The organism is Streptomyces ochraceiscleroticus (genome assembly GCF_000720485.1).
Taxonomy (GTDB): Bacteria; Actinomycetota; Actinomycetes; order Streptomycetales; family Streptomycetaceae; genus Streptomyces; species Streptomyces ochraceiscleroticus.
In genome coordinates, this window is sequence record NZ_JOAX01000028.1 from 57,993 (window position 1) to 78,532 (window position 20,540).

Genomic DNA, 20,540 nt, shown 5'->3' on the forward strand with positions numbered 1-20,540 from the left:
GTGCACCATCCGCAGTAGCGTGGTGTGCGGCAGTTCTCCATGGCCGCCGGCTCGACGCTCCATCTCATCGGCGGGCATCGCCCCGGCCCTGTAGTAGAGGTGCTGCAGAGCCGTGACCATGTCCGCAGGTTCACGGACCAGGTCCGGCCTCCAGTTCCTCCACTCGCTGCCGAGCGGCGGCCTCCCGTGCCTGAAGCTCCTCCGGCAACGACACCATGGCGCCCCACCTCCACCCCGCCACGGTAGAAGTACGACGGCACCGCCCACACGTCAATCAGCGTCTTCCCAGCTCAGCTGTCCCTGGAAAGGATCCTTTGAAGGGAAGCCAGGGCTGGGGTAACGCTGGCGCCAACGCCATCCTCACCAACGACTCTTTACTGCTTCGGTGTCGGAAGTAATACCGCTCCTCCTACGCTGACATCATGGATTGGCTTCCCCTTGCGAGTGCTGCTTTGGGTGGTGTGATCGGCTCAGGATCCACCTTGCTGGCAGATCGACTGCGATGGCGTCGTGAACGCGAAGAGCGTCAAAGGGATCTGGCTCGGGAGGAGGCGGATCGCCAAACAACCCTCCGCCGCGAGATCTACACACAGTATCTGGCCGCGTTGTCCAAGTTGCGAAACGGCCTGCGCGAAGTGGCCCATGCGCCGATTCTTTCTCACGATGAGCGGGTCGGCAGGATGCGGGAGATCTTCCTCTCGTCAGGAGCATATGAGCTGCGCTTTCAGGTCCAGCTCTCTGCACCCGCCGAACTGGTCGATCTTGCCGAAGCTGCCTATAAGTCGTTGAGGAGTCTCCGCACGCGAATCGAGGACGGTGCGCTGTTCAGTGACGGGCCGTACCTCACGGCGCGTGATGCCTATCACGACGCTTTCCGAGACCTGCGTGCTGGCATGAGGGTGGACCTCGGTGTGGATTCCATCTGATTCGGATGTGGACCACCCCTTGGAAGGATCCGCATCCAACCGAGATCGTGGCGCATGGCGTCTCGCAGTCCCCGAAGTGTCTCCCGTTTCTCCCGGAGAAGCTGCTGGTGCTCTTCCGTTTCCAGGCCCAAGCCGGCACCGAGCCGGTCCCGTAGATGCCGTTGGCGACGAAAGACGTCCGTCGCAGCCGCGACGACCGGCTGCGAATCCGTGAGCCGGACCAGTTCATGAGCGGTGTGGTTGCGGACCGCAGCCGCGCCGCAGCCAGCCTGCCGCCACTGGGGCGCTGCCCTTCGACGAGTCCAGCGGCCGTCCCGGGCAGTCAGGGCCGCGCTGAACGGACTGGCATCACGGGAAGCCGTCGGAGACATCGGCCGAGCGGCCGAACTCCCACATGCGGTCGAACTCGGCCCGATAGTGCGTGTACCACTGGCCGTCCCGTTCTGGGCGGAGCGAGAAGACTGCGTCCCCGCTGGCCGAGCTGTGCGAGTAGATATCGACGTGAATGATGCCATCGGGCTGTTCGGGATCCAGCAGGACCAGACCGAACGCGGGAACGAACGGCAGGAAGCGCACCTCCACCTGACCCGCGCAGCCGGGTGTACCGACCAGCTCACGCAGGAGGTCGACTGACGGACGCAGCCGGTTGACGAACACCTCGGGGCGGTCAGGCAACGTACTGCGCCGGGCTGCCTCCTCCGGCGCGGAAGAGGAAGGATCAATGAGCGCGACTCGCACCATCGCTCCTGTCGTAGCGCGCCGCTGCAACTCGTCGATCAAGTCGCGCAGCGTCCGCGACAGCGTCACGCCCACGATGCTGATGTCCCGGGCATGGCGCACTTGCTCGATGAGCCCCGGCTTGTCCCGCGCGAGGAACTCCTTCGCCGAACCCCTGCCTCCGCGCAGATCCTGTACTTGTGCCGTCAGCGCGGACATCCGATGTCGGCTCCCCAATAAACTGCCCGCGACTAGCGCCAGCGTTGCCAGGGTCGCAGCAGCCAGCACCTTGCCGCTGGCCAGATCGAACGCGCCGAGTACCGCGAGGGTGAGGGACAGCAACACCGTGAGGTAGATCTCCAAGTGCTCGCCCCGATGAATGTCCTCCCATACCCGCTGCATCAGACGCATGCCAGCCATTCTTCTGAGGCTACGCGGGCACGGTCAACGCCCCGACGGACGGGTGCACCGGGCGAAATACCCGCACCATCCACCAGCAACGGATGGGCAGGAGCAGCGCTTTGATGAGGATCAGGTGCGCGACTTCGCCGTCCGGATCCAGAACGCGGTCGCTGAGGAGAACATCTTTCCGTGCCCGTATCCCGCAGCAGCTGGCCCAGACACAGAAGAACTTCAAGCACGCCCGGAAAGACACGGCCGCCCAGGACAAGGCAAGCGAGCGTTTGTCCCAGGTCGGGGCCCGGCACCGCGACGATCCACGGCACAAGGAAGCGCGAGCCGCGCTGGAAGAAGCACGAGAGCGCTGGCAGGCTCTCACCGGACGCTTCCCCCCCGGAATAACCACCGCTCCATGCGCTAGCGACCACAGACAGTCGGCATGGCCCGGTGGTGGAACGGCCGCCGGGAAGCGGAGCCCGCTGTACCGGTGAAGTGGCTATCGCCTCCGCGTCATCGTCAGGCCGGTCGTGAGGAAGCGGTTGATTGGCTTCAGGCTGCGCGGGCAGGCGAGATACCGAAGACCTCGTCGAAGGTGTGGGCTCGGTGCGTGGCGATCAGGCCACTCGATGTGGACAAATCAGCGCAAGTGCTCACGGCCGGAGGGCTGCGCCGACCCCGCCTGGCTGCCGACAACGCCAAGGAGGCAGTCAGGTGGAGCCGACAGCCACGTCACCGAGGTGCTGCATGCCCGCGACGGCATCGCTCGGCGCCCGGGCCTGCGCGTCAAGATCAGCCGCCGGCGAGCTCGTACTCGATTGCCTGCCCACCGCAGCCGGCCGCCAGGGCGCGCAGTGTTTCCGCTTCGTCGCGGTCGGCGGTCAGCTCCCAGCGCAGCTTGGTGGACACCCAGTCGCCCAGGTAGGTACAGCGGGCATCGCCCGAGGGCGGCATCCACTGGGCCGGATCCTGGTCGGCCTTGGATCGATTGGTCCTGGCGGTCACGGCGACCAGGGAGCGCTCGGCACCAAGGTCGTTGGCGTATGCCTGGCGGCGCTCCTTGGTCCACTGGGAGGCGCCGGAGTCCCAGGCTTCGGCCAGCGGGACGATGTGGTCGATGTCCAGGCCGCGAGGGTCGGTGACGGTCTGCTGGTCGTAGTAGCTGTGCCACTCGCCCGACAAGATCTTGCAGCGGTCGCCCTTCTCCACGGGCTTGCGTGACTCGGCGATGAGCACTTCGTTGCGGGTCGAGCAGCCGTCGCGGTCCTCATCGATCCAGTGGCGGAAGCTGGTGCGCTGGTAGGAAACCACTCGCGCGAAGGATCCGACCATGTATCGCGCGCAGTTTCGAAAGTCGGGTGACCGTGGGACCACAAGCACGCCAGGTCTGCCTGAGTTCGAGCCGAACAATCCGTGCCCGACTCACCGTAGACGGTAAAGAAGCCGCAGTGCGGGCGAGCACCCAGTCCAGTGGCACCGAAGCTCCCCCACGTTCTCACCTGCATATACGCTCGAAACGCTGTGATCTATGGCGGAGGCGGGACTTCGGAGCAGGCGCCGCTCCTCCCTCAAAGGTCGGCGTCCTCTGCGGAAGCTGTGAAGGCCGCCCTCACCCTTCACCACGCGGCAGCGTGAGGTCGAAAAACGCTCACTGCCAACAGCAGGAGACCCGCGAACACGATCAGCCAGGCGATGAGAATTCCATCCATGATGGAGTGTTCCCTTCCGGGCGCGACTACGCCGGAGCCGCTTCCTCGTCCTGCTCCGTCAGACCGGTGAAGGCGTCCGGAACAAAAGCGCGTGAAGATCCCGGGAAGCGGGCCGGATTGTGCGGTACCACGAAACCGCGGCGGGCTGCCGGCGTGGCCGCGGCCTCGTTGGCGGTGGCCACCGCATTCCATCGGGCGATGAAGTCCGGCGGTGTCCACGTGGCCAGGCCGGGCGGGTTGCCGAGCAGTTCCCGCCACAGAGTGTGACGGAGGCCGGTGACCGTGGCGGGGTGGTGGAAGGCGACGCAAGCCTCGGTATCGATGCGGAAGGAACGCGGGTTCGCGTTCGCCGATCCGACGATGGCGAACTCGTCGTCGGTGATCAGGACTTTGCTGTGCAGATATATCTGTCGGCTGCGGAATCCCGTCGGCGGGGGCGGCGAGTCGGTCGGCCGTACGGGCCGGCCGCCGCGCGCCTTGGCGACGACCGAGTACACGCCGAAACGCCCGGCGTGCTCGCTCGCCAGCCGCCGGAGCAGCCCGCTCTGCAGAGCCATGCCGTCCTCAGTGATCGGGTCGGCGGCGGTGCCGGCCGGGGTCACCTCTTCGGGTGCCACCGGGACCACCACGATGATCACCAGGTTCTGATGCGCGTCCGCGGCCGTCTCCACCCAGTCGCCGATGCGCGTGTCGCGGACATACTGGTTCTCGATGTAGACGTATTTCTGGGCCCGCTCGATCGCGTTCCGGTAGGACCGCAGGACGTCGTCGCGAACCGTGTTCGGTACGCTGAACACGTTGCTCGGCACCGAGGTAGTGCGCAGCATCTGTGCCGAGGCAGCGCCAGCGCCCGCGGGAGGCGGCGACGGGAGCGTCAGCGTGGCTGTCGGGACCTGCGTGTCGAGCCCGATGCGCGGATGCGCGGTGGTGAACTCGGCGACGCGGGTTTCGAACGCGGCGCGCTCAGCCGTCCAGCGTCCCACGAATCCGCGAGCCAGGTCCCGCGCCACCGCCCCGTCCACCCGGCAGTGGACGTCGTGCCACCGACGCAGGACGCTGTCGTGCCGCTGCGTGTCGGCGCGGGTGGAGGCGAGGTCGAGCCCGCCGCAGTAGGCGAGTCCACCATCAATGATCATCATCTTCTGGTGGTGGCTGACCGGGAACATCCGCCAGTCCGGCGAGGCCTGAACGGTGGGCACGAAGGCCGGGCTGACGTCGATGAACTCCCAGATCCCCGGGCGCAGTTGCAGGGCCGCCTGCCGGGCGGCCCTGGGCATGGCGGCGATGCGTCCCACGATGCGCGTGAGCTTGGGCCGCATTTCGTCGTCGATCGTGTGCGTGAGGCTCAGAGTCTCGATCGTGGCCGGATGCAGGCTCGCGATGACATGCAGGCGCCGCATGCCGGTGACCCGCTCGACCCGCCGGGCCTCGGCGAACAGCATCGCGTGCGTGCGCCACGCGCCCAGATGGTTGTCGGGCGCCTGCACGGCGTCGAAGTCGCAGAGAATCACCCGGACGTCGACGCCATGCTCGGCCAGCGCGCCGAACAGTCTCACCCAGGTCGTCGGGCGGCGCTTGATCCCCCGGTCCCGCAGCACCTTGGCGACGGCGGCCGGATCGACGAGCGCTACTCGGGGATCACGGCTGTGCCCGAACATCCAGGTGGCGAAGAAGACCGACGAGGTCGCTCCCGCCGCCGACAGACCCATGGCCCGGAATGTGTCGTGCCCGTCGACAAAACAGTCAACCTTGATGCCGGTCGCCATTGGGCCGATAAAGCGATCGTCGCCGTCCGCCAGCTCGGGAAGAAAGAAGTCCGTAGCCGCCATGGGTTGTGATGCTACGCCGAGGCTGGCATCGTAGCGATACGTCGGATGGGCTGCCTTTTCGATCACGGCGGCACACCGATTTCGCCGAGGGGGCTCCGTTGAGTGAGCCGCGTGCGTTCCTGGATGCCGTACTGGGCGCAGTGATCGAGGCGGTCACGCCTCTCGAGGATGCCCTTGCCGATCCGGTGCTTTTCCGAGCGCTGTTGGAGGAATTGGGCTGGGTGGTCGAGGCGGGAGATATCGACCCCCAGGAGCTGAGCGCCCAATTACCGATCAAAAACATTTTGGATTCGGTCCGGGACGTCCTCGAAACGATCCGCACGGGTGCGGCGACACCTGGTCTCTATCAAACGCTCGTCCGGGACACTACCGCGCTGATCAGCGCGCTGGGCACCGCGGCCGGGGACGATCCTCCCCCGTCGCTGCCGCCGCCCCTCTCGCAGCCGGAATTGTGGGATTCTCTCGCCGTCGACCTCGCGGGGTTTCTCGTCGCCCGGCACGTCCGCGCGACCGCCCCGCTCGTCTACGCGCTGCTGCACCTGTTCGGCATCATCGACCTTGAGGAGACAGCGCCGACCGAGCACCGCCGTGCGGCCCGGCGCGTCGTGCTGCGCTGGGACCGGCTGGGCATGCTGGTCGGCGACCCTACTGACCTGGTTGCCGAGGTCTACGGCTGGGGCGGCACCCTGCGATCCGCGGAACTGCTCGACCGGCTGGAGGAGGCGCTGCGCGCGCTCGGGCTCGCCGCCGATCAGGTGGAACCGGACGAGGGGACGATCGCAGCGTACTGGGGTGACCCATCGGCGGCCGACGCACCGACCCGGGAGCTGCACCTGCTGCTCGCCACCGGCACGACCGACGACGGTCTGCACGCCGAGGTGGGCCTCGCGGTGCTGCCTGTCCCGGCGCAGACCGGCGTCGCTGGGCCGCCGGCTGGCATCTTGGTGTCGCTGTTCGCGGCGGGCGACATCGCCCTGGTCATCACGTTCGGCGAGAGCGTCAGCGGCCGAATCTTCGGAGCGGTTGACGCCGACCGCCTGATCGGCGTCGAGTTGCGGCCGGGCGACGCGCGATGGGCCGACTCGGCTGCGGTGCAGGCGCGCGCCGGGCTTGAGCTGGCCTACGCGCCGCCCGAGCCGGTGCTGCTGTTCGGCGGGCGAGAGGGCACCCGCGTCCGGGTCGGCGGCGCTGGCCTGGGCCTGGCCGCCGAGGCCGGGACCCTTGGCTTCGACGTCGGCGTCCACGTGGCGCTGTCCGGCCTCAGCCTCGTGGTGAGCTTCGCCGATGTCGACGCCTTCGTCGGCCGCCTGGTCGGCTCGGGCGAGCTGACGTTCGCGGCCGACCTCGGTGTCGGCTGGTCGCAGCGCGGCGGGTTGCGGGTGGACGGGCAGGCGGGTTTGCGTTTCGAGCTGCCGATGGAGTTCACCGTCGGGCCGGTGCGGCTGAGCCGGCTGTTCATCGTCGCCGGCCCGGAGGCGGGCGGCCTGGCACTCTCCGCCGTGGTCACCGTGCAGGGCAGCCTCGGCCCGCTGACGCTGGTGGTCGAGGACGTCGGCGCGACGCTCCGGCTCACCCCCACCGCCGGTGGAGCCGCGGTTGGCCTGTCACCGTCCCTGGCGCTACGCCCGCCCACCGGTGCCGGCATGAGCATCAACACCGGGCCGGTGACCGGAGGCGGTTTCGTCCAGTTCAACGAGCCCGCCGGCCGGTACACCGGGGTGCTGCGGCTCCGGATCGTCACGGTGGGCATCACCGCGGTCGGTCTCGTGCAGACCCGGCTTCCCGGCGGCCGACCAGGGTTCGCGCTGCTGATCCTGCTCCGCGCCGAGTTCCCGCCGATCCAGGTCGGTTTCGGCATCGCGCTCTCCGCCATCGGCGGCCTGCTCGGGCTCAACCGCAGGGTCGAGGTGGACGCCCTCCGTCGGCGTTTCGCGGGCGGCGCGGCCGGGCGCATCCTCGCGCCGGAGGATCCGGTCCGCGACGCGCCGCTGCTGCTCGCCGAACTCGACGAGATCTTCCCCGTGACCGAGGGCGTCACGCTGGTCGGTCCGACCGTTCAATTGTCCTGGTTAGAGCTGGTCCGGCTCGACCTCGGCATCTTCGTGGAGCTACCCGGGCCGAGCAAGGTCGTCCTGCTGGGTTCGGTCCGGGCGGCCATCGACAACCCGACGGGCGGAAAGCCGTACCTCCAGCTCCGCCTGGACGTCCTCGGCGTCCTCGACTTCGCCAAGCGGGTGTTGGAGTTCGACGGCGTGCTCGTCGACAGCCAGCTGCTGGAGGTCTTCGAGCTCACCGGCGGCGCAGCATTCCGCCTGGGGTGGGGCGACCAGCCGTACGTGGTGATGTCCATCGGCGGCTTCCACCCGGCCTACGACCCGGCCCCGCTCGCGCTACCGGCCAGCCTGACCCGGCTGGCGATGGCCCGTGGCCGACCGACCGACGTGCTGTACCTGAGGTTCGAGGGCTACTTCGCGATCACCACCAACACCCTCCAGTTCGGGGCGTCCGTCCAGGTGATCGTAAATGCCGGTCCCATCCGAGCCGAGGGCTTCCTCGGCTTCGACACGTTGATCCGATTCCAGCCGTTCGCCTTTGAATTCGGCTTCCGGGCGAGCGTGCGGGTCACGTTCAAGGGTGTGACGCTCGCCGGCGTCCGGGTCACCGGAGTGCTCTCCGGGCCCGGCCCGGTCACCTTCGCCGGCGAACTGTGCTTCGAGGTCTTGTTCTTCGAGATCTGCTGGAGCGCCACCTTCACCCTCGGCAGTGCGACGCCGCCGGCGGTGCACCCGATCCCGAGCGCGTTGCCGGTCTTCGGGGTGGAACTGCGCGAGCCCGGCAACCTCGCCACGTCGGCGGCCGAGGACCCGTTCGTACTGCTGACACCGCCGTCCGCGACGGTGCCAGCGCCGGTACTACCGCCGCTGGGCCGGCTGGTGTGGGCACAGCGGCGCGCCCCGCTGGAACTGCTGCTCGAACGCTTCGAGGGCGCCCCGCTCGAACACCGGGACACCATCACCGCCACCGGTCCGCGCATCACCGGCCCCGCGAAGGACTGGTTCGCTCCGGGCAGCTTCGCCGACCTTTCCGACAGCGACGCACTGAACCGGCCGGCACTCGAACGCCTGCACTGCGGTGTAGAGCTGGCCGCCGCCAACGACGTCGTCTCGGCGGCGGTGACCGTGTCCGTCACCGTCGAGCAGTACCGCGCCGCCCGCCCGACCGCCGTCCCGGGCGAGGAGCGGCCGGAGTGGCTGCATGCCGCCCTCGATCGGCGCGAGGGAGTGGCCGACCCACCGGTGGTGGCGCCGGCCGTCACGGTCGAGGACGAGACCTGGGTGGTGTCCGAGACGACCGGAGCGCCGACCGCGGCCGGCCTCTCCCAAGCCCAGGCGCATCAGCTTGCCAAGGCGACGGGCGCGGTGGCCACGGCGGCGGGCGACCGCGTACGCGTGATCACCTTCTAGGAGGTGGCATGGCCGAGACCATCGACTTTCACGGCTGGATCCGCCCGGCGGCGGGCGGGCTAGTCGACGACGTGCGGCAGGGGCGGGCGCAGGCCTCTGCAGAAGTGACGCTGACGGCCCGCGACCCGGCCGGGACCATCACTGGCACCGACACCGCGACGTTGGCGTTCCAGCTGGCCGGTCCCGGCGACGTCATCGGACTGCGGCCCGGCGCGGTGCGCCGGCGGTTTCCCGCGCCGGGCACGCTCGACGCGGAGACCACCAAATGCCCGTACGTCGAACTGGCCGACCCCGGATTGCCGTGGCGCTACACGCCGGCCGCCAATCCGGCCCCGGGCACACTGGCACTGAGGCCGTGGCTCGCGCTGCTCACCGGCACCGCCGAAGAACTGGCCGTCGCGGACGACCGCGTCTCGCTGAGCGGCCCGGTGCGGGTTGCGTACCCGCTGGCCGAGTCGGCCCGGTGGGCGCACGTGCAGCGCGGCGAGGACCGGCAGGTGGCCCGGGTGCTCTCGCTGCGCCCGTTGATCGAGGACACCGACTACGTCGCGGTGGTGGTTCCCGCATTCGTGGTCTCAGCGGCCGGCACGGTCGCCGACGCCTGGGCCGACGCCGAGGACGTCTCCCTTCCGGTCTACGACTCGTGGGCGTTCCGGACCGGCCCGGAGGGCGACTTCGCCACCCTGGCCCGGCGGCTGCGCGCAGGCCAGGTCACCACGGGGATCGGGGAGGCTACGGTGCGCTATCCGCGGCTGCCGGACGCGTCGCCGCTACTGGTCCGGGGCGCGCTGGCCCCGATCGGCGCGATGGACCCGGATCTGCCGGACGAGGTCGCCCAGGACGTCGCCCGCCTCGCTGTGCCCCTCACCGACCCGCGCGGCCGGGCGGTGATCAGCATCCCCCGGTACGGTTCGCCGTGGCGGCCCGGCTCGACCCCGGTCGAGTGGCGGGACCGGCTCAACCGCGATCCGCGGCACCGCGGTGTCGCCGGCATCGGCCTGGCCGTGGCCGTCGAGCGGCAGGAGGACCTGGTGGCCGAGGCGGCCCGCCAGGAAGGTGCCCTGCCGATCGCCGGCCAGCGGATCCGGGAGCTCACGCTCGGGATCGCGGCCAGTGGAGCGCTCTGGCGCCGACGGTTCCCGGTGGACGTGCGGCGCCGGCTCTGGGTGGCCGGCCCGGCACTGCGACGGGTGGTCACCGATGAGGGGACGCTCGCCAACCTGGCCACCGCCGAGGGGCGGGGCCTGGCGCGCGGCATCTTCTCGTCGGCGGCCCGGCGCATCCTGCGGCCCGGGTCCTCGCGCACGAGCGGCCTGCCGGCCGCGGTCGTCGACCCCGCGGCGCTGCTCGCCGGCGCCAACCGGTGCCCCGTACCGGAGACCAGTGTGGAGATCGGGATCCCGCTGGCGGACCTCGGCGCCGGCGACTTCTTCGACCGGATCGGGCACCTGCTCATCGCGCATCCCCCGGGCGGAAGTTCACCTGGCGGCGACGCGCTCCGGCCCGAGCTGAACGGAGTGGTGGGCGTGGGGCCGCCGGGGCCGCCCGGTCCCCCGATGCCACCGTTGCCTCCTCCTCCGCCGCCTCCCCCTCCTCCACCACCACCTCCACCTCCGCCGCCTCCCCCTCCACCTCCTCCACCTCCTCCGGATGCGCTCCTGGCCGCCTGCGCCGACGCAAGCGCGGCTGCCGGGCCAGCGGACCGGCTCCTCATCGAGGCGGTCGTAGCCGAGATCAAGGAGCTCGCGGCTGCCCGGGAGCCGCTGCCGTGGGCGAGCATCATGGCGTTCCTCGCTGCCGTCCTCGAGCCCGACCGCAACCAGGAGGAGATCGACCTGCTGCATCAGGGCATCGTCGGCGGCACGTCCCCCGCCGACACCCGGGCGGACATCCTCGGCCTGCTGCACAACCTGCGCCAGCCAATCGAACCGCCGGCCGAGTGCCGACCGGTCGACCTCGATGCCCTCGCCGCCGGCACCTTCGAGGCCCTGGACCCGACCCGGCCGGACGCATCGGCCCGCACCCGTATGCTCGGACAGTTCACCGGCCTGGACCCGGCAGCGCCCACGGCGCCACCGGAGTTCTGTCCCGTCCTGACCACGCCCACCTGGCGGGCCCTGGCCGACTTGGCGCCCGACTGGCTGCTCCCCGGTGTCCAGGGCCTGGCTGCGGACAGGGTGGTGGCAGTGCAGACCAATCCGGCCTTCGTCGACGCGTTCCTCGTCGGGCTCAACGGTCAATTGCTGGACGAACTGCGCTGGCGGAATCTGCCACTCAGCACGAACTGCACTCCGCTGCGGGTGTTCTGGGATCGCACGGACAGCGCCACCGGCGGGCACCAGGACGACATCCGCGGCATCCGCGACTGGTCCGCCGTCGGCGGCCTCGGTGACGCCCAGCACCGGCCGGACGGCGTGGCCGGCGTTGACGCCGTGCTCGTGCTGCGCGGACAGCTCTTCCTGCGCTACCCGCAGACCCTGTTCTACCTGCTGTCCGCCGAGCACGGCGGCGCACCGGACTTCGATCGCGACCCGGCTGCAGACGCCGCCCGGTGGCTGCCGAGTTTCCAGGGCCGGATGGGCACCGATGTCACCTTCTTCGGCTTCCCCGGCCTCGCCCCGGCCGACATCGCCCGCTACTGGGTCGTGGTGGAGGAGCCCCCAGCGGGCTACCGGTTCGCCAACACCGTCGCGGCGGCCGCGACGGACAACGGTGCCGACTTCGCCCGGCTCGCCTTCGCCCGTCCCGTCCGCGTGTTGCTCGCGGGCGGCGACCTCGTCACGCCGGGAGGTACACCGTGACCAGCATCGATCCCCCCACCACGGTCGGTGTCCTGCTGCCGGTGCGGATCGAGACCCGGTTCGACGACTCCCGGCTGCGGGTGCTGATCGTGCCCGACGAGCCCTGGTTCGACCGGCACGACCCGCTGCCCGGCCCGGCCGAGCTCGACCTGCTGGAGCGCTACGTCGCGGTGGCCGGCGACAACCCGGGCGCACCGTCGGCCCGGCAGGCGTGGCGCACGTTCGCCAGCCAGGTGGGCGGCGGGCGGGCCACCTGGCTGGTCCGGACATTTCGCCGGATCGCCTCGGACAGGACGATCCGGGTCGAGCGGCCAGCGGCGCAGCGGGATACCGCGCGCCTGCCGGAACTTCCCTTCTTCCCGCCGGAGTTGCAGGTGTGGCTGGCTCGCGACGGTGCTCCCCCGGCGCTCGCGCTCACCCTGCACGTCGACGTGTCCAGGTTGCGGGCCGACTTTCCCGACCCGGACGACGCCACGGACCGTCGCTGGTGGGAGTCCTGGGACGAGGCCGTACTGACCGGCGTGGCCGGGGAGATCGACCTGGGTGGCTCGCCGGACGACATCGAGGCGCTCTACGTCGTGGGCTTGGGCGGCGACGAGCAGGAACCGGCACGGCTGTTCGCGGCGCATGAGGCCGCCGGCCGGCTCGGCCTCATCGCCCCGGGCACACCGACCAACACGGTGGACGCCGCCCCCGCCGCCGACCTGGGCGACGATCCGGACACCTGGCTGACCGGCCTGCTGGCACCGGTGCCACCCAGCTCGGCGCAGGTGAGCGCGGCCCTGACCGGCGCCGACGGGCTGCACATCCCACTGAACAACGACCACCGGCACCGGGACCACACCACGGCGCTCGTGGCGGGGCTGTGGCCCGCCCTCTGGGGCTTCGCGCAGTGCAACGTCTGGGGCATCCCGCACGCCGAGCAGGCACCGGCCTGGGCGGCCGAGGCCCTTTACCCGGAAGGGCCATACCCCACCCTGCGCATCGGAACCCAGCCGTACGGGCTGCTGCCGGTCACCGCGCTGGCAGCCTGGCAGGCCGGGCCGGCCGACCCGCCGGTGGAGTCCGCGATGGTGCCAGCGCTGCAACTGCTGCGCGACGAGTGGGCCGCCGCAGCCGAGAGCCGCGGCACCATCGAGAGCGCCGACACCAACGGCCTGCTCGACCACCTGGCGCAGGTGCCCACCTCGCCGGGTTACCGGCACCGCGACGCGCGGCCGCTGGAGGTCTGGCTGATGTCCCTGCTCTTCCTGGACTACCGGATCGGCTGGCGGCACGTCGTCGATGCCTGGCGGGCGCGGACCCCGCTCGCTGTCGCGCTGGATTTGACCCCGCGGCGGCGGTACGCGGCGGTCGGCGGCAGCGCCCCCCTTAGGCTCCCGCTGGTGGTGCCGGCTGGCATGACCACCGAGGCGATCGCGACGATGCTGCGCCGGCTCGTGCAGGCCGCCCGCGCGACACCCGGTGTGCTGGCCGATCCCGAACGGCTGCACGCGGATGTCCTCGGCGCGCAGCCGGACAGTCTCCTGCTGCGGCTGGCGATTCGCGCGCTCCAGGTCGCCGTCGGCGATGTCGGCCGGGCGAAGGTGGCCGACTTCCGCTGGCTGGACCCGATCGTGCGGCGGCACACTGACCGGGTGCCGCTGGAACAGTGGATCGGCGCCGTGGCCCCCGGCGACCTGATCGCCGGTACGCCGGCGGCGCGGGCCTTCGCACGAACCGCCGGCGGCCTCGCCGCGATCGCCGACCTCGCTGGCGACGAGCGCCGGCTGGACCGGGCGCTGAGCGCCACAGTGGACTGTGCCACCTACCGCGTCGACGCGTGGGTCACCGGCCCGGCAACCCGGCGACTACGGGAACTGCACGACGCGCCGGCGAATGCCCGCGGCTGGCGGCTCGGTGCGTACGGATGGGTGGACCGCCCGCGGACGGGCACCCCCGGGCCCTCCGCGGCCGGGATGCTGCCGGCGCCCTCGCAGAGCCAGGCCACGGTGGCGATGATCCTGCGCGACCGGGCGGTGAACGACGCGGAAGCCGGACGCTGGCACATGGACCTCAGCTCGACGACGGTCCGCACTGCGGACCGGCTGGCGGCCGCGGTCCGCGCTGGCACCCATCTGTCGGAGGTCCTCGGCCACGAGGTGGAACGCGTCGTGGCCGAGCCGATCGCGGTGGAGCGGCTGCGCCGGGACTATCCTGTGCGGGCCGGGCACTCCGGCCGACGGGTCTGCGACGGCCAGGCAGTGCTGGCGGCCGATCCGGCCACGCTCGACCTTCCGGCCGACACGCTGACCGGCCTGGCCCAGCTGGCCGCCGCGGTGGACGCGTACGGGGACCTGCTGATGGCCGAGGCGGTTCAGCACGTCGTCGAGGGCCGGGCTGAGACGGCCGGCGCCGTCCTGGACGCCGTCGCCGGCCTCGGCCGCCCGCCCGATCTGTCCGTGATCGGCACGCGGCGCCCGGGGCGGGCGGTGCTGACCGTCTGCGTCGCGCTGCTGCCCGCCGCCGCGCCGCCAGCGCTTCCCACTGAACCGGGGCCGCTGAGCGAGCTGTCCCCCGGCACGCTGGCGGACCCGTCCTTCGCGGCCTTCCTCGGCGTCCAGCTGGGCGGCGGCGACACCTGGACCTGGACGACCGGCACGGGTACGACGGTGACGCTCGCCGATCTCGGTCTGGAGCCGATCGACGCGCTGGCCTTCACCGGCGCCCACCTCGAGCGGCTCGCCGCCGACGCAGCGGGCGCACCGCTCGCCACCCGGGTGGGGTCGGCGCGGCACGACCGGGCGGTCCGGCTGGCCCTGCTGCTCGGGCAGAGCCCGGCGACGGCACAGGCGCTGGCCGACGACTCGGCGCCGGAGGTGGCGCCCGCGGACGACACCGCGGTCCGACTGCGCTACCGCCGGGTCCGCACCGTCGCGCAGGCCCTGCTCGCCCGGCTGCGCAGCGACTCGCCGGCGGATCGGCAGGCGGCGCTCGCGGCGGCACGGCGCTGGGGCATCGCGCCGACGGAGGTTACTGGCGAAACGCCCGCGGCGCGGGCCGCCGAGCTGCTCGCGGCCCGGCTGGCCGCCGCGCCAGGCGGCGACCTTCCGGAGCCCGTGACGGCCGACCTCGTGCCCGCCCTCGTCTCGCTGGTGTCCCCGACCGGGCGGCTCGCCGTCCTGGGCCGCCTCCGCGGCGCCGAGGTGCCGGGCCTCTCCCCTGTACCCGAGCTCGACCGGGACTGGTTGACCGTGGTCGCGGCCGTCCGAGAGCCACTGGCCCGGCTGGAGGCCCATCAGCTCGCCGCGGGCGGGCCGGCCAGCGCCGGGCCGGCCTTCACGTCGTGGTCGAGCCGCCCGGCCGACCCGTGGCAGACCGCCGACCCGCCCAGCCGGCTCGTCGCCGGGTACGCGGCGGCCGGCCTCGACATCGCCGCCCTGGGCGCCGACGACGAGGTGGCCGTCGCCCTGCTGGACCGATTCGGCGAGACCATCCCCGGCACCCAGCACGCGCCCTCCGTCGTCTTTGGCTTCGCCGCCCCCACCGCCCGCGCGCCGCAGGCCGTGCTGCTCGCCGTGCCGCCCGACCCCGCCAGGCCGCTGACCACCGCCGATCTGGTGGCCGCGGTGGCCGAGGCCCGGCTCCTCGCGCACGCCCGGATCGCCCGGCCCGCCGACCTGGAGGCGGCCCGGGCGCTGCTGCCCACTGCGCTGCTGCCCGCCGAGGGGACCCTCGCGGTGCCGCTGGTCCCCACCCCCTTTCAGGAGTCCTGACCATGCCCTATGACCGTGTACGTTGGCTGGAGTCCGAGCCGCTGCTGGAGGACCTCCCGCGCGGCTTCGCCGCGGAGACCGCCGACCCCGCGTGGATGCTCGGCCGGCAATGGCAGATGAACGAGCACCAGGGGCTGAACGCCTCCTCTCCCGTGCGGGTGGAATATCGCGCCTCGTCGGTCCCGGTTGAGCCGCTCGACGGTGATCCACGGCAGGACCCCCGGCTCACCCCCGCAGAGGCCATCGTCGAGTCTGAGCCGGGGGACTACTGGACGCCGGGACGGCGCATCGCGGCGGGACGGCGCGTCCAGGCCGCCGCGCCGCCCCTGCCGAACGATCCGAGCCTGCTGCTCACCGGCCTGCCGGCCCCCTACGACGTACTGGACGGTACCGGGCCCGACGGGCGCGCGCTGTGGGAGCGCCGCGTCGAACTGGAATTGGCCCCGGCCTGGTTCGGCGAGACCCCGCCCGACCCGGAGCCCTCAGACCAGTGGGATCCGGCGGAATTCGCCTACTCGGCCGACTTCCGGGTCGGCGGGACCAAGCTGCGGCTGCGCCGGCACGACGGCGGCACCGTCGACTGGTATTCCGTCGACGCCGACGGGCCACTGTCCACCCCGGTGCCCGGGCCGGAGCCGGTGTCAGTGCTCGCCGGCCGCGCCACCTACCCAGGCGCGCCAGCCCCGCGATGGTGGCAGATCGAGGACGCCGCGGTGGACGTCGGCGGCTATCCGCCGGACCGGGCGCACGTCGCGACAACGCTGCTCATCGACCTCATCGCGTCGCACGCCGACGGGTGGTTCGGCTTTCCGGTCGGCGCCCGCGCCGGTCATGTAGTGACCCTGCACGAGGTCGTCGCGCACGACTCGTTCGGTGACGCGTGGCCTCTCAAACCGCCCGGCGACGGATGGACATTGTTCGCGGTGTCCGGCCTGGGCGGCCGGTCGTTGCTGGTGTGGTCGACGGTGGCAACGCCCCTGCAGGGGCCCGTGATCGACGAGGTCGACGTCGGGGCGGATGAGGACGCAAACGTGCTTTGGGCGGTGGAGCGGCGGGTGGCGGGCCGTGAGGTCGAGACCGCGGCGCACCCCACCCCGATTCCGCCGGAGGCCGCGTCGGCGCAGGACCCGCCCGCCTTCACGTACCAGGTCAGCACGGACATCCCAGCTGGCTGGCACCCGTACCTGATCTCCGGATCCGCCGGCCGGCGGCGGTTCGTCCAGGCCCGTACCACCGACCTGTCGGCGCCCGAGCCCGTGCCGTCGCCCGAGCCTGTCAGCGACCTGCTGTACGGCCGGGCGGCCGGGAAGCCGCACGAGATCGAGCCCGCCGCCGTGCCCAGCACCGGCCTGCGCCTGGTGCGCCGCGCCGTGCTCGCCCGGCGCACCGATGGCACCCCCGTGCTGTGGACGCAGCGACGGACCGAGCCGCTGCTGACGCCGCCAGCGCTGCGGCTGCGCTGGGACCAGTTCGTCGCGGCGGCCGGGCCGTCATGACCCCCGGCCGGGACGAGCACGTCCTATTGATGAGCCTGCCGTTCGGCGCCCTGGACCGCCCGTCGCTCGCCCTCGGCCTGCTGCAGGCGCACTGCACCCGTGCAGGGATTCTCTGCGACACCGAATACCTGACGTTCCGCTTCGCCGAAACCGTGGGTCTCGCCGACTACCAGTGGGTGTGCGCAGACCTGCCGTACACCGCCTTCGCCGGGGAATGGCTTTTCGCCGAGGCCCTGTACGGCCACCGGCCGGAGGCGGACGAGCGCTACCTGACCGGCGTGCTGCGGGACACGTGGCAGCTTCCTGCCGATGACATCGACCGGCTGTGCCGCCTCCGGACACACGTCGAGCCATTCCTCGCCGAGTGCCTGCGTACGCTGCCCGCGCCGGAGCACACCCTAGTCGGTTTCACATCGGTGTTCCATCAGAACATCGCCTCCCTCGCCCTCGCCCAGCGAGTCAAGCAGCACCGGCCGGATGTCACGGTCGCCTTCGGCGGCGGCAACTGGGAGGAGCCGATGGGTTCGGCCCTGCTGCGCCAGTTCCCCTTCGTCGACCTGGCCTTCTCCGGCGAGGCCGACCAGTCGTTCCCCGCCGTGCTGGAAGCCCGCCGCGCGAATCGCCCCCGGACGCCGATCCCGGGCGTGACCTGGCACGGTGCCCCGCCGCCTCGCTCTGCCACAGTTGCCGACCTCGACGGCGTCCCGGTGCCGGATTTCCGTCCCTACTTCCGCCAGCTCCGCGCGACCAAGGGTGCCACGTCGCTCGCCGTCACCCTGCCCGTGGAGACATCCCGCGGCTGCTGGTGGGGCGCGCGTTCGCACTGCACTTTCTGCGGGCTGAACGGCTCCACCATGGCGTTCCGGAGCAAAACGCCCGACCGGGTCCTCACCGAATTCGCCGAGCTGCGGGAACGGTACGGCCGGGTGCCGTTCGGTGTGGTAGACAACATCCTCGACTCGCGCTACTTCCGTTCGGTGCTGCCGATGCTCGCCGGCCAGCACCTGGATGTCTCGCTGTTCTGGGAGGTCAAGGCCAACCTGAACCGCTTCCAGGTGCGCCAGCTGCGGGACGCCGGGGCTCGGTTCATCCAGCCGGGTATCGAGAGCCTGAGCGACCACGTACTGACCGTCATGCGGAAGGGTACGACCGCCCTGCGCAACATTGAGCTGCTGAAATGGTGCCGGGAGTACGCGGTCGTCCCGCTGTGGAACCAGCTGTACGGCTTCCCCGGGGAGACCGCCGAGGACTACGCCGCCGTCATCCCGCTCATCCACGCGATCTGGCACCTCGATCCGCCGCTGGCCTGCGGCCCGCTGCGGTTGGACCGGTTCAGCCCGTACCACCAAGAGTCGGCCGCGCACGGCATGACGAACATCCGGCCGATGGCGCCGTTCCGCCATCTCTACCCCTTCGACCGCAAGGCCGTCGACGAGATCGCCTACTACTTCGACTTCGACTACGCCGACGGGCGGCGGGCCGACACCCATGCCGGCGACGTCATCGCGCTCACCGCCACCTGGATGGCCGACCCGGACCGCGGCACACTCACGCTGAGCACCGGACCGGACGGTATGGTGCGGATCGCTGACTCACGGCGGGGCGTCGCGGCACCACGCTGGACGGTCCTCGACGGGTGGGCGGCGGCCGTATACCTGGCCTGCGACCGCAGCCGCCGTTTCGCCGCCCTGGCCGAGCTTCCCGAGGTACGGGACGCGGCCGTCGGCGGCGCATCGCTGCGCGACTTCCTCGACTGTTGCGTCCGCGAACGCCTCATGGTGCACGACGCGGGCCGCTGGCTCGGCGTGGCGGTGCACGCCTTTCCCCGCGACGACGAACCGGAGCGGCCGACATGACCGATCCCGACGGCCTCGACTTCATCGCATACGAACTGCACCAGAACACCGGCTACACACTCGTACCGGCGCCGCCGGCCCGCTCGTGGATGCGCGAGACCCCGGCCAGTTTCGCCCACCGGTGCCTGCCGCTGGTGGTCGCCAATCAGGCTGGATGGCTGATTCTCAACGGTTGGACCGTGCGCTGCCGCTGGGACACCGACGCTTTCGACGGGGTGACGGTCGACCACCCGACACCGGCTCCGCTGCACCAGGCGGTCAGCCACTTCGGTAGCGGCATCGTCACCTGGAATCTGCCGTTCCTATTCCGCACACCGCCCGGATACCACCTGCTTGTGCGCGGACCCGCCAATCACGTCAAGGACGGCGCGGTGGCGCTGGAAGGCATCGTCGAGACCGACCGGACCACGTCCACCTTCACGATGAACTGGAAGCTGACCCGGAAGGACGTCTGGACCGTCTTCGAGCACGGCGAGCCGCTCTGCATGCTGGTGCCGCACCGTGACGGCGAGCTTGAACGATTCCGGCCCTCGGTCCTGCCGATCGCGGCCGACCCGCGCCTCGCCGCGGACTATGAGCGGTGGACACGCAACCGGGCCGACTTCCTCAGGGACCTCTCCCGGCCCGGTTCCGCCGCCCAGCAGGCCGGCTGGCAACAGGACTACCTTCGGGGGCGTACCGCCGCCGGCCGTCCAGCCGCCCCGCGCACTCGGCGACGACTGCGCCGCTTCACCCGCCCTGGCACGGACGAGACGGAGGCAGGTGAGGCCGATGCTAGGCATCGGAGTGATCACTAGAAATCGTCAGTCCCTCGTCCAGCACTGCCTCGACGAGATCGCGCGCCACACTCCTGTGCCGCACACGCTGGTCGTCGCCGACGACGGCAGCGCCGATACGACCGTGGAGGTGCTGCGGCGGGCAGGCATCACGGTGATCACAGGCCCGCGCCGGGGGTGTGCCTGGAACAAGAACCGCGCCCTGAGGTGGCTTCACCGCCGCACCGAGTGCGATCCGATTCTGCTGCTCGAGGACGACACCTGGCCTTTTGCCGCCGACTGGGCGGGCACCTGGGTTCTAGCGGCAGAACGCTGGCAGCACGTCAACTATTGTTACGGCTTCGACCCGAGCCGGTTGCCGGGTGGGCACGGAACGATCGACGATCCGTATCAGTGTGTGGCGTTCGGTGGGCATTGCACTGTCACCACCCGCCGAGCCCTCTCGGAGGTGGGCTATCTGGACTGCCGTTTCCGCGGTTATGGCTGGGAACACGTCGAATGGACCCATCGATTCCGCCTTCATTATCGGGTTCCATGGGGCCTGCCGGACGAGACCGTTCCATGTCTCGACTACGGCATCAGAGCAACGTGGCCGACGTCCTCCTTCAGTCCGTCGGAGTTCGATCACAACGGTGTCGTGTATGCGGAGATCCGCGCTGCCGCCGCCGAGCCGACCTATCGAGCGCCCTGGCTGAATGAGGTCGAGCGCCGGCAGCTCGACGCCGAACTGGTCGCCGCGGGCCGGCCTCCGGCGCCCGCGGCGCGCAGTCGTTTGAGCGTGCTCGACCTCACCGACCCCTGAAGCCGTGGCCGTC

The 20,540-nt window shown here is 71.1% G+C and carries 11 protein-coding genes; 8 read left to right on the forward strand and 3 right to left on the reverse strand.

All coding sequences use genetic code 11. The features are described from left to right. The first annotated feature begins 422 nt into the window (after positions 1-422). The gene (locus tag IG84_RS41305) at positions 423-926 is read left to right on the forward strand and encodes a hypothetical protein (RefSeq protein ID WP_031063812.1); all 504 of its coding nucleotides are present in this window, start codon (positions 423-425) and stop codon (positions 924-926) included. Positions 927-1,274: 348 nt separating this feature from the next. Here IG84_RS41305 and IG84_RS0129925 read toward each other — a convergent pair whose 3' ends face one another. The 3 genes from IG84_RS0129925 to IG84_RS0129935 all read right to left on the reverse strand — a co-directional run bounded on the left by IG84_RS0129925 (position 1,275) and on the right by IG84_RS0129935 (position 5,643). Continuing rightward, on the reverse strand, positions 1,275-2,054 hold the full coding sequence (locus tag IG84_RS0129925; RefSeq protein ID WP_245659642.1) for a hypothetical protein: 780 nt from the start codon (positions 2,052-2,054) through the stop codon (positions 1,275-1,277). 777 nt (positions 2,055-2,831) lie between these two features. Continuing rightward, positions 2,832-3,350 carry an HNH endonuclease family protein gene (locus IG84_RS0129930; protein ID WP_342668475.1) on the reverse strand — a complete coding sequence of 173 codons (519 nt, stop codon included), beginning with the start codon at positions 3,348-3,350 and terminating at the stop codon, positions 2,832-2,834. A 424-nt stretch (positions 3,351-3,774) separates the two neighbouring features. Beyond that, on the reverse strand, positions 3,775-5,643 hold the full coding sequence (locus IG84_RS0129935; protein ID WP_157848969.1) for a phospholipase D-like domain-containing protein: 1,869 nt from the start codon (positions 5,641-5,643) through the stop codon (positions 3,775-3,777). 32 nt (positions 5,644-5,675) lie between these two features. Between IG84_RS0129935 and IG84_RS38325 the strand changes: the two genes are divergently transcribed. From IG84_RS38325 to IG84_RS39100, 7 genes are read left to right on the forward strand one after another with little or no spacing between them, the layout of a single operon-like run. After that, complete coding sequence (locus tag IG84_RS38325; RefSeq protein ID WP_157848970.1) at positions 5,676-9,041, forward strand: DUF6603 domain-containing protein; 3,366 nt, start codon at positions 5,676-5,678, stop codon at positions 9,039-9,041. 8 nt (positions 9,042-9,049) lie between these two features. Then, positions 9,050-11,842 carry a hypothetical protein gene (locus IG84_RS41900; RefSeq protein WP_031063829.1) on the forward strand — a complete coding sequence of 931 codons (2,793 nt, stop codon included), beginning with the start codon at positions 9,050-9,052 and terminating at the stop codon, positions 11,840-11,842. After that, positions 11,839-15,597, forward strand: a complete 3,759-nt coding sequence (locus IG84_RS0129955) for a hypothetical protein (RefSeq protein ID WP_031063832.1) — start codon at positions 11,839-11,841, stop codon at positions 15,595-15,597. Before IG84_RS41900 ends, IG84_RS0129955 begins: the two co-directional genes overlap by 4 nt. A gap of 2 nt (positions 15,598-15,599) precedes the next feature. Further along, on the forward strand, positions 15,600-17,093 hold the full coding sequence (locus IG84_RS41315) for a hypothetical protein (RefSeq protein WP_031063834.1): 1,494 nt from the start codon (positions 15,600-15,602) through the stop codon (positions 17,091-17,093). A 29-nt stretch (positions 17,094-17,122) separates the two neighbouring features. After that, the gene (locus IG84_RS0129965; protein ID WP_051862606.1) at positions 17,123-18,949 is read left to right on the forward strand and encodes a RiPP maturation radical SAM C-methyltransferase; all 1,827 of its coding nucleotides are present in this window, start codon (positions 17,123-17,125) and stop codon (positions 18,947-18,949) included. Then, positions 18,946-19,746: a DUF6065 family protein gene (locus IG84_RS41320; RefSeq protein ID WP_051862607.1), complete on the forward strand. Its 801-nt coding sequence runs from the start codon at positions 18,946-18,948 to the stop codon at positions 19,744-19,746. Before IG84_RS0129965 ends, IG84_RS41320 begins: the two co-directional genes overlap by 4 nt. Then, complete coding sequence (locus tag IG84_RS39100) at positions 19,721-20,527, forward strand: glycosyltransferase family 2 protein (RefSeq protein ID WP_157848971.1); 807 nt, start codon at positions 19,721-19,723, stop codon at positions 20,525-20,527. The genes IG84_RS41320 and IG84_RS39100 overlap by 26 nt, the downstream gene beginning before the upstream one ends. The last annotated feature ends 13 nt before the right edge of the window (positions 20,528-20,540 follow it).